Raw genomic sequence first — 11055 nt, 5'->3', positions numbered from 1 at the left:
GAAATCGGCCCGACCGGTCGATTATCAAAGATGAATGGATTCGCCATGTCATGGAGTCTCCGGAAAGAGAATACATCCAAGCCGACGGCAGAGTCCGACGATGGGCGCGAATAGATGAATATGACGGAAGATACCTGAGGGTAGTCTTTCTGCCTGACAATGTAACGGTTCATAACGCATTCTTTGACCGCGGATACAAACCATGAAAGTAAAGTATTTCGATGATACCGACACGCTCTACATTGAGTTTAGAGACAGTGACATCGTTGAATCCAGGGATCTGGATGAAAATACCACGCTGGACGTCGACAGCAAGGGAAACGTCTGTGCCATTACCTTTGAGCACGCGAGTCAGCGCACTGATGTCCGTCGTGTGGCTGTTGAAGGTATAGCGGCATAACAAGCCCATACAACCGACGCCAGTGAGCTGCTCGAGGAGCCTCTCGCGGATGGTCTGCGCCGGTCGCTCGTGGTTCGCCTCGATCACGGCGATGGTGCGCTCGGCGCCGAACTGCTCCTGGTCCGGGTTTGTGGCCTCGTAGATGCCGTCTGAGATCGCGGCGAGGATGTCGCCTGGGGACATGTCGCACCAGCCGCGGGTGCTGGGGGCGATGCCGGGCAGGACACCAAGCGGTGGGCCGTCGGCTGCGAGGATCTCGCACTGGCCTCTGGCCTTGCGGAAGACCAGGATCGGCGCCTGTCCAGCACTGAGGGCGCGGACTCGACCCTGATCGCTATCGACCTCGGCGAGCCAGGCGGTGACGAAGCGACCTTGGCCGAGGTCTTCATTCAGCTGATCATTGAGCTGGGCGGCGATCGCACCGAGCCCGAGACCGGCGCGCTCGGCCATCCGCAGCAGGGCGCGAACCTCGGTTGCCGTTAGCGCCGGGCCGATGCCGTGGCCGGTGGCATCGGCAAGCATCAGTAGGACGCCTTGGACTTTCGCGGAAGTTGATACTTGGGCGCGGCCTGTTTGATCGCCATTGACGACTGATGAGCGGCCGACGCCGGTCTGAGCCTACCAGCCCTGACTGCTAAGGTAACCTCTATGGCACCGACCCGACGACCACGGACGCGAGCCCCGCTCAGCGATTGGCCGAGGCGGGCGATCGACTGGCTCTGCGCCGGACGCTCGGATTATCGTTCCTTTCAGGAGCGCAAGCGGACACGCGCTTACCGGCGTAATCGGGCATCCTGTCTCTATGCCTGGGCGGTGGCTGCAGCGCTGCTTCTGGTGTGCGGTGGCGTCAGTTGTCTGGTCGCGACTGGGTTGGTGACGACGCTGATCTGCTTCCTGCTGCTGGACCCGGAGTAGCGCGGCTACCGATCCCTCGAGCCGCGGCGCTATCGCCTTGAACCTGGGCGATGCCGACTGTCTAACCTCAGGTCGTTGAGGGATTAGCGCTGACTGCGTAGGTAGGCGACGGGATGAGCGACTGGCTCGGCGGTCTTGGCTTCGCACCGGTTTGGTGCGATAACTTGACGCAAGGGCACCTGAAGCTGGCATCATCGGCTGCGGAGCCTCGCTGTCATCGCGCGACATTGGTGCGTGGCGCAGCAATTGCAGAGGCTGTAGGCGCAGAGATTGCCGAGGCTGTAGTGGTTTGCCAACGGTCGCTCCGCGGTCAGGTCTGGTGTGCTGCTAGACGTCAGTCCTGCGCCGGCGGCAAACCGGCTGGCTCGATCCCCGATTAACCAACCGGTGCAGCCCTGAGGGCTGTGAGCGCGTGAGCAAAGAGGAGCTTGCATAACAGGCTTGGGGCGTTCATCTCTGACCAAGACCCAAGGCCGAACAAACAGATTAACGGGCGCGTCAGCGCAGCGGCTCAGCAAGCCGCGCGTTCAGGCAGCGCCTCCCGATCGTGACTTCCGAGCGAGGTATCCTGAATGTCGATCTTTGAGCGCTATCAGGCCAGATATGAGTCTTCCCGCGAGGAGGACATGAGCCTGCAGGAGTATCTGGAGCTGTGCAAACGCGAGCCGATGGCCTATGCGGGGTCTGCTGAGCGCCTGTTGGCGGCGATCGGCGAGCCGGAGCTGATCGATACCCACAACGATCCGCGTCTGAGCCGCATCTTCCAGAACAAGGTCATCAAACGCTACCCGGCCTTCTCCGATTTCTACGGCATGGAGGAGGCGATCGAGCACCTGGTCTCGTACCTCAAGCATGCCGCGCAGGGGCTCGAGGAGAAGAAGCAGATCCTCTACCTGCTCGGGCCGGTCGGCGGCGGTAAATCGTCGCTGGCGGAGAAGCTCAAGGAGCTGATTCAGCAGGTCCCGTTCTATGCGATCAAGGGCTCGCCGGTGTTCGAGTCGCCGCTTGGGCTGTTCTCGCCGGAGGAGGACGGCAAGATCCTCGAGGAAGACTATGGTATCCCGGAGCGCTGCTTGCGCAACATCATGTCGCCCTGGGCCGTGAAACGGCTGCAGGAGTATCACGGCGACATCACCAAGTTCCGCGTCGTCAAGCTGTATCCGTCGATCCTCGAGCAGGTGGCGGTGGCCAAGACCGAGCCTGGCGACGAGAACAACCAGGACATCTCGGCCCTGGTCGGCAAGGTCGACATCCGCCAGCTCGAGCACTATGCGCAGAACGATGCCGACGCCTACAGTTACTCGGGCGCCCTCTGTCGAGCCAATCAGGGCCTGATGGAATTCGTCGAGATGTTCAAGGCACCGATCAAGGTGCTGCATCCGCTGCTGACGGCGACCCAGGAGGGCAACTACAACGCCACCGAGGGCCTGTCGGCGATCCCGTTCCAGGGGATCATCCTCGCGCACAGCAACGAGTCCGAGTGGCAGTCGTTCCGCAACAACAAGAATAACGAGGCCTTCCTCGATCGGGTCTTCATCGTCAAGGTGCCCTACTGCCTGCGCGTCACCGAGGAGAAGCAGATCTACGACAAGCTCTTGCGCCACAGCACCCTGAACCAGGCCCCCTGCGCGCCCGGCACGCTTGAGATGATGGCGCAATTCTCGGTGCTGACACGGATGAAGGAGCCGGAGAACTCGAGCATCTTCTCGAAGATGCGCGTCTACGATGGCGAGAACCTGAAGGACACTGACCCCAAGGCCAAGTCGGTGCAGGAGTACCGCGACTATGCCGGCGTCGACGAGGGCATGTCCGGCATCTCGACGCGGTTCGCGTTCAAGATCCTGTCGCAGGTGTTCAACTTCGACCATACCGAGGTGGCCGCCAACCCGGTGCATCTGCTCTATGTGCTCGAGAAGCAGATCGTGCGCGAGCATCTGCCGCAGGAGGTGCAGGACCGCTATTTCGGCTTCCTCAAGCAGTACCTGGCGCCGCGCTATGCCGAGTTCATCGGCAAGGAATTGCAGACCGCCTATCTGGAGTCCTACGCCGAGTACGGTCAGAACATCTTCGACCGCTACGTGACCTACGCCGATTACTGGATCCAGGATCAGGAGTATCGCGACCCGGACACCGGCGAGATGATGGATCGCGGCGCGCTGAACGAGGAACTCGAGAAGATCGAGAAGCCGGCCGGCATCTCGAACCCGAAGGACTTCCGCAACGAGATCGTCAACTTCGTGCTGCGCGCGCGGGCCAACAACAATGGCGCCAACCCGCGCTGGACCAGCTACGAGAAGCTACGGGTGGTGATCGAGAAGAAGATGTTCTCGAACACCGAGGAGCTATTGCCGGTGATCTCGTTCAACACCAAGGCCTCGAGCGACGAGAAGAAGAAGCACGAGCAGTTCGTCGACCGCATGGTCGAGAAGGGCTACACCCCGAAACAGGTGCGCCTGCTCTCGGAATGGTATCTACGGGTGCGTAAGTCGCAGTAGGCAGCCGCTAGCAAGCGTCCCAAGGCCCGAGCAACCGGAATCACGCGCGAGTTTATGTCTCATTTCATCGACCGCCGGCTCAACAGCAAGAACAAGAGCACTGTCAATCGGCAGCGCTTCTTGCGCCGCTACAAGACGCAGCTCAAACGGGCCGTGTCCGACGCGGTGAACCGTCGCAGCATCACCGATATCGATGGCGGCGAGCAGGTCGGCATCCCGTCCAAGGACATCTCGGAGCCGCAGTTCCACCATGGCGCGGGCGGGCAGCGCGATATGGTGCATCCCGGCAACAAGGAGTTCGAGGCCGGCGACCGGGTGCAACGGCCCGAGGGCGGCGAGGGTCAGGGCGCGGGGCAAGGCCGGGCCGGACGCGGCGGTCGCGGCGAGGACGATTTCGTCTTCGAGCTCTCGCGCGAGGAGTTCCTCGATCTGCTCTTCGAGGATCTGGAGCTGCCGAATCTGGTGCGCAATCAGCTCATCGGCACCACCGAGTTCAAGACCGTGCGCGCCGGCTATGCCACCGAGGGCGCGCCGACCAACATCGACGTGGTGCGTTCGCTGCGCGGCGCCATCGCCCGGCGCACCGCGCTCAGCGCGCCCTATCGCGGGCGCATTCGCGAACTCGAGGAGGAGCTGGCCGCGCTCTTGGCCGCCGGCGCCGAGGAGACCGATGTCCAGATCCTCGCCCTGCGCGAGGAGATCGATCGCCTGAAGACGCGCATCGCCGCCTTGCCCTTCATCGATACCTTCGATCTGCGTTATCAGTCGTTCACCAAGCTACCGGAACCGACCAGCAAGGCGGTGATGCTCTGCATCATGGATGTCTCGGGCTCGATGGATCAGGTGCGCAAGAATCTCGCCAAGCGCTTCTTCATCCTGCTGTATCTGTTCCTGCAGCGCAATTACGACCGGATCGAGGTGGTGTTCATCCGCCATCACACGATCGCGCAGGAGGTCGATGAGCAGGAGTTCTTCTACTCGCGCGAGACCGGCGGCACCGTGGTCTCGAGCGCCTTGCAACTCGCCGACGAGGTGATCCGGGAACGTTATGACTCGGAAACCTGGAACATCTATGCCGCGCAGGCCTCGGATGGCGATAACTGGGATTCGGATTCGACCCTCTGCCGCGATCTGCTGATCCAGAACCTGCTGCCGCTGTTGCGCTATTACGCCTATGTCGAGATCACCCCGCGTCAGCATCAGAGTCTCTGGTATGCCTACCAGGATGTGAAGGCAGCCTATTCCCACTTTGCGATGGAGGAGATCAACGGCGCCGAGGATATCTTCCCGGTGTTCCGTGAGCTGTTCAAACGGCAAGAGGCCTAGTGTCCGATATGGCAAGCAATCGCATCATCTCCGAGAGTTCGGAATGGACCTTTCCGCTCCTGAAACGGTTCGATCAGGAGATCGCGCGTATCGCCCATGACGAGTTTGGCCTCGAGACCTATGCCAATCAGGTCGAGGTGATCTCGTCGGAGCAGATGATCGATGCCTACTCATCGGTGGGATTGCCGATCAACTACCATCACTGGTCCTATGGCAAGCAGTTCGTCGCCACCGAGCAGACCTATCGGCGCGGGCAGATGGGCCTGGCCTACGAGATCGTGATCAACTCCGATCCCTGTATCGCCTACCTGATGGAGGAGAATACGCTGCCCATGCAGGCGTTGGTGATCGCGCATGCCTGCTATGGCCACAACAGTTTCTTCAAGGGCAACTACCTCTTCCAGACCTGGACCAGCGCCGATGCCATCATCGACTACCTGGTCTTCGCCCGTTCCTACATCGCCGAGTGCGAGGAGCGGTACGGCACCGAGGAGGTCGAGCTGCTGCTCGATTCCTGCCACTCGTTGATGAACTATGGCGTGGATCGCTACCGGCGCCCCTCGCCGCTGTCGATGGCCGAGGAGAAGCGCCGGCAAGCCGAGCGCGAGGCCTATCTCCAGTCCCAGATCAACGACCTGTGGCGCACATTGCCCGTCGCCGACAAGCAGGCGGGCCGTCTCGATGAGCAGCGCTTCCCGGACGAGCCGCAAGAGAACCTGCTCTATTTCATCGAAAAGAACGCGCCCTTGCTCGAGCCCTGGCAGCGCGAGATCGTGCGCATCGTGCGCAAGATCGCGCAATACTTCTATCCGCAGCGCCAGACCCAGGTGATGAACGAGGGCTGGGCCACCTTCTGGCATTACACCCTGCTCAACCGTCTCTACGATGAAGGCATGGTTGGCGACGGCTTCATGATGGAGGTGCTGCAATCGCACACCAACGTCGTCTATCAGCCGCCGTTCGATGCGCCTTATTACAGCGGCATCAATCCCTATGCGCTCGGCTTCGCGATGATGCGCGACATCCGCCGCATCTGCGAGCAGCCGACCGACGAGGACCGCTATTGGTTTCCGGACATGGTCGATCAGGACTGGCGCAAGGTGCTGGATTTCGCGATGCGCAACTTCAAGGATGAGAGCTTTATCGCTCAGTTCCTCTCGCCGCGTTTGATGCGCGAGTTTCGGATGTTCGCGGTCTCCGACGACGACCGCGAGGACACCCTGGAGATCACCGCGATCCATGAGGAGTCCGGCTATCGCCATCTGCGCCAACGCTTGGCCGATCAATACAATATCGGTAGTCGCGAGCCGAATATCCAGGTCTACAATGTCGATGTGCGCGGCGATCGCTCGCTGACATTGCGCCATTTCCGCTACAACCGGCGCCCGCTCGGCGATTCGCTCGACGAGATGCTGCGCCATATCCGCCGCCTGTGGGGCTTCGAGGTGCGGATGGAGGCGGTCGACGAACACGGCCGCGTTCAACTCATCGGCGAAACCTAAACGCCGCGCATCGGCGCGCGAGCGCGCCCGGCAACTGCCCGCTCGGCAGGGTGGCTCACTTGGCGATTGCTCACTTGGCGATTGCTCACTTGGCGATTGCTCACTTGGCGATTGCTCACTTGGCAGGGGGGGACCGATGTTGCTTCTCGCTTTTCTTCTCGGGCTTTGCGTCTATATCGCCTTCAAGGTCGTCATTCGCGCCCTCTATATCGTCAAGCCGAATGAGCGGGCTGTGCTCACCTCGTTCGGCCGCGCAGTCCGCTTGGGCGACCAATGGGTCGTCGACGCGCATCTCGATGAGGACGAACGCGAGCGCTATCGCTTCCCGCAGCTGCGCATGATCGGGCCCGGCGGGCCGTACTTCAAATGGCCCTGGCAGGAGGTGCATAAGGTCGAGGTCGACACCAAGTCGATCGATCTGACCTGGGACCCGAGCAAGCGCCAAAGCACGATCGAGGCGGTGACCAAGGACAATTTGACCACCGGGGTCAATGGTCAGATCCGCTTTCGGGTCGCCGAAGGCAATCTGTATGCCTACTGTTTCGGTGTCGATAGCCCGCTCGAACATGTGATGGGGTATTTCATCGCGGTCCTGCGCGAGCGCATCGCCAACTTCGTCGATCCCAAGGGCCAAACCTTGGTCGATACCGGCGACGTCGAGAGCGAGATGGCGAGCGCTGCGGTCGAACTGGCCGAGGGCGTCTCGATCAACGATCTGCGCAAGAATCTGCCGTTGTTGAACGACTACATGGAGACCCAGTGCCGCTCCACCGGCGCGCGCTATGGGATCGAACTCGACGCGGCGCTGATCACCCAGATCGACCCGCCGAGCGAGGTCGATCGCGCGCTCTCGGCGATCAACAGTACCCGCAACCAGGTCGCCGCCGACATCAGCACCGCGCGCGCCGATGCCGAGCAGCAGATCACCATGAGCAAGCGCGCGGTCGACATCGCCAGCAACAATGCCCAGGCCGAGGTCGCGCCGCTGCGCGAGCTGGCGACGACCCTGATGGGCATCAAACGCACCGGTGGCGGCGCCGCCTTGCGCGCCTATCTCCGCAATATGCGCATCCCGCTGTTGAAGCGGGCGAGGCGCATCGTTCAGGTCGTGGAACCCGCGTCGGAGGATACCGCGGCGCTGGTGACGGGATCGATGAACGCCGAGCCGCATTCTCGCTGAGGAGCACGCCCATGCCTCTCTCCGCCTTCTCGCCGTTGATCGCCTTCCTGTTGGGCCTCGCCGCGATCCCGGTATTGCTCGGCTTGGCCCGGCATTTGGGGCTCTACGCCATCGTGCGCGAGCGTGAATCGCAGGTGTTCACCCTCTTCGGCAAGGTGATCGGCACCCTCGACGAGCCCGGCTTGCGCTTCCCGATCCTGTACTTTGGTCCCAAGGCCCTGCTGGTGGCCTTCTTTGGCAAGCGCGACCTGGTGAACACCGCGCTGCGCCAGTACTACCTGCGGGATCTCATGGTGAACTCGGAGGAGGGCACGCCGATGGGCGTCGGTATCTGGTACGAGATGCAGGTCTGCGACCCGGTGGCCTACCTGTTCACCAATGCCAATCCCGAGGGCTCGCTGCAGGCCAATGTCGCCAGTTCGACGATCTCGACCCTGTCCAACCTCGAAATGGACAAGATGCTCGAGGACCGCCATCAGCTCAGTCGCAAGGTGCGCGCGACGGTCTCGCCGCTGTCGGAAAAGTGGGGCTACAAGCTCGGCTCGGTGTATATCCGCAAGGTCGCCTTCACCGACCGGCAGATGGTCGACAACATCACCGAAAAGGTGGTCAAGCGCCTGATCCAGGTCACCAGCGCGATGAAGCAGGACGGCGAGAACCGCGTTGGCCTGATCAAGAGCGAGACCGCCTACAAGGTTTCGCAGAAGATGGCCGAGGCGGCAGCGACGCGGCCCCGCGTGGTCGGCGAGGCGCTCAACGCGATTGCCCGCGAGGATCCGGAAACACTGGCGGCCCTGATGGAGGTGATGGAGACCGAGCAGCTGATCGCCTCGGGCGCCGAGGTCGATGTGCTGCCGCGCGAGGCACCAGTCCTGATCTCGCTCGGCACCGCCAGTCGCGGCGGCGCGGCAGGCGACGGCAGCGGTGGTCCATCGACGCTGGCGTTGGACCCCCGTGCGTTCTCCTCATGAAGGCGCTCCGCGAGACAGCGCGGGCATCGTCGGCGCATCGGTGCCGGAGGCATCGCTGACCCGGTTCAATGGGGTCGCAGCGCCCGTTGTATTTTTCGTTCCGGACTCGGACAATGCAGGGACAGGAGCGGCGTGCATGCTGGCATCCTGGGCATTCACTGGGGCGCGCGCCGCATTCGCCTGGCTGGCCGCCCCTGCGGTCGATCGTCCCGCATCCTCGCTAGGAGACAGCGCATGGCCGATTTTCATCAAGAGCCGCAGATCACGACGCTGCACGCGTTGCACGAGGCCTTCGATCGCGCTGCCTACCTGACCAACCTCGAGGGTAAACTGGAGGCGCACGCCAAGCATGATCACATGTGCCTGTTGCTGCCGTCGCTGTTCAGCGAGATCGGCAACGGTGATGTGCTGGATCGGATCGTCGAGCGGATCGCCGAGGTGCGTTATCTGCGCAGCATCGTCATTGCGCTCGGAGGCGCCCCGGAAGAGGCGCAATTCCGCGAGGCACAGCGGTATTTCGATCGCTTGGCGCGCGCGGATTGCAGGGTTCGGGTGGTCTGGGTCGATGGTCCGCGCGTCCAAGCGCTGCTGGCCGAGCTGGGTGAGCGCGGCATCCCGACCGGATTGCCGGGCAAGGGGCAATCGGTCTGGGTGACCCTGGGCTACCTGTTCGCGCGTGACCAGGCCAATACCATTGCCTTGCACGATTGCGATATCGTCACCTACGATCGCACCATGCTCGGGCGGTTGATCGAGCCGGTCGCCAACCCCAACAACGCCTTTCAGTTCTGCAAGGGGTATTACGCGCGCATCTCGCCGAGCGAGCGCTCGATGAAGGGGCGCGTGACGCGCCTGTTCGTCACCCCCTTCGTCGATACCCTGTCGCAGGTGATGTGCAATCAGGGCATGCCGGAGCTACAACAGTTCTTCGAGTATCACCGTGGCTTCAAGTATCCGCTCGCGGGCGAGTTCTGTTTTACCTCGGACCTGGCGCGCGGGCTCAATATCGCCTACGACTGGGGCCTCGAGGTCGCGACCCTGTCCCAGGTCTATGACCAAGTGACTCGGCGTCAGGTCGCGCAGATCGATCTCGCCGTCAACTACGAGCACAAGCATCAGGAGCTGTCCGTGGACGACACCTCGCGCGGGCTGCATCGGATGGTGGTCGACATCGCCAAGTTCTATCTGACCTACATGCGCTCGCATGGCGTGCCGCTCGACGATGCCTATGTCGACATGCTGCTGCATACCTATTATCAAAGCGCGCTGACCTATGTGCGCAAATACAGCTACGATGCCGACGTCAACGACCTGGCCTACGATCTCTACCAGGAAGAGGCCGCCGCCGGTCACTTTCGCGGCTTTCTCTGGGACGCCTGGATGCAGACCAAGGGCCCGCAGGAGGCGAAGTTGATCCCGTCCTGGAATCGGGTCGCCTATAGTTTTCCGCTCGTCTACGAGCGTCTGCTCGAGGCGATTGAAGCCGATCATGCCTCGGCCTGAGTCCGCGCCGAATGGTCTGATCTCTCTCCGCGTTGATACTATGCTGATGGCGGACGGCGATCAGGGTTACTCGATCGCCTGATGCGCGCGCGCCCGCCAAGCGCGCGTTCGCCTTGACGCGTGCTGCCAGAACCCATCAACTAGAGGAGATATCAACATGTCTGAATCCGCTATGCACGACGCTCATTCCGCCTCGAAGCCTAGCTGGCTCAAGCTGCTGATGCCCAGTCTGCCGTATCTGGCCCTGTACATCGCCTCCCTGGTGCTCATCGGCATGACCGAATCCGACCCGGCAAAGGCGACCGAGCTGTGGAAATGGTTCATGCCCGTCGTGGCGCTGGTCTCGATGATGGGCGGCTGGCGCTTGTCGGGCGCGGACGCGAAGGAGAAGGGCCTCTACATCGCCAAGCAACTGCTGTACTGGGGCGCGGTGCTGCTGGTGATCACGCTGTTGTTCATGGGCGATACGCCGAACTTCCTCAACGCCGAGACGCAGGGCTTCGTGATCGCCTATATCCTTGGGCTCTCGGCCTTGCTCTCGGGCATCTATCTCGACTGGAAGATGTCCCTCTTCGGCGCCTTCATGATCGCGAGCGCGATCGGTCTCGCCTTCCTCGATGACAATGCTTTGCTCATCAGTGTGGCGGTGGTCATCGTGGCGAGCGGCGTGACGATGCTGGTGCTGCGCCAGCGCGGCACGAAGACCCACTGAAACAGCCGACCTCGTCGGCCGACCCTCGACTCTCGCCTGTCCTGAGCGCGC

9 protein-coding genes and 1 pseudogene are annotated in these 11055 nt (G+C 62.1%); 9 read left to right on the top strand and 1 reads right to left on the bottom strand.

The genetic code is table 11. The features are described 5' to 3' along the window. Positions 1-202: 202 nt before the first annotated feature. A complete protein-coding gene (locus tag ACLFQI_RS07525; RefSeq protein WP_410758298.1) occupies positions 203-400 on the top strand; it encodes a DUF2283 domain-containing protein in 198 nt (65 codons plus the stop codon). A 30-nt stretch (positions 401-430) separates the two neighbouring features. Here the strand turns inward: ACLFQI_RS07525 and ACLFQI_RS07520 are convergent. Next, positions 431-925: pseudogene (locus ACLFQI_RS07520) on the bottom strand (PP2C family protein-serine/threonine phosphatase); the annotation flags it as partial. A 123-nt stretch (positions 926-1048) separates the two neighbouring features. Between ACLFQI_RS07520 and ACLFQI_RS07515 the strand changes: the two are divergent. From ACLFQI_RS07515 to ACLFQI_RS07480, 8 genes are all read left to right on the top strand, one after another. Continuing rightward, on the top strand, positions 1049-1315 hold the full coding sequence (locus ACLFQI_RS07515; RefSeq protein WP_410758297.1) for a hypothetical protein: 267 nt from the start codon (positions 1049-1051) through the stop codon (positions 1313-1315). Between the two features lie 572 nt (positions 1316-1887). Then, positions 1888-3810: a PrkA family serine protein kinase gene (locus tag ACLFQI_RS07510; RefSeq protein WP_410758296.1), complete on the top strand. Its 1923-nt coding sequence runs from the start codon at positions 1888-1890 to the stop codon at positions 3808-3810. A gap of 54 nt (positions 3811-3864) precedes the next feature. After that, positions 3865-5136, top strand: coding sequence for a YeaH/YhbH family protein (locus ACLFQI_RS07505; protein WP_410758295.1), 1272 nt, complete (start codon positions 3865-3867; stop codon positions 5134-5136). Positions 5137-5144: 8 nt separating this feature from the next. Continuing rightward, entirely contained in the window at positions 5145-6638 is a 1494-nt protein-coding gene (locus ACLFQI_RS07500) for a SpoVR family protein (protein ID WP_410758299.1), read from the top strand. Positions 6639-6774: 136 nt separating this feature from the next. Continuing rightward, positions 6775-7818: an SPFH domain-containing protein gene (locus tag ACLFQI_RS07495; protein WP_410758294.1), complete on the top strand. Its 1044-nt coding sequence runs from the start codon at positions 6775-6777 to the stop codon at positions 7816-7818. Positions 7819-7829: 11 nt separating this feature from the next. After that, a complete protein-coding gene (locus tag ACLFQI_RS07490; protein ID WP_410758293.1) occupies positions 7830-8789 on the top strand; it encodes an SPFH domain-containing protein in 960 nt (319 codons plus the stop codon). 234 nt (positions 8790-9023) lie between these two features. After that, the gene (locus ACLFQI_RS07485) at positions 9024-10292 is read left to right on the top strand and encodes a hypothetical protein (RefSeq protein ID WP_410758292.1); all 1269 of its coding nucleotides are present in this window, start codon (positions 9024-9026) and stop codon (positions 10290-10292) included. A gap of 157 nt (positions 10293-10449) precedes the next feature. Continuing rightward, positions 10450-11004, top strand: coding sequence for a hypothetical protein (locus ACLFQI_RS07480; RefSeq protein WP_410758291.1), 555 nt, complete (start codon positions 10450-10452; stop codon positions 11002-11004). Positions 11005-11055: the final 51 nt, after the last annotated feature.

The sequence above is a fragment of the Halochromatium sp. genome, assembly GCF_046541315.1.
Taxonomy (GTDB): domain Bacteria; phylum Pseudomonadota; class Gammaproteobacteria; order Chromatiales; family Chromatiaceae; genus Lamprobacter.
This window is presented reverse-complemented; position numbering and strand designations above follow the sequence as displayed.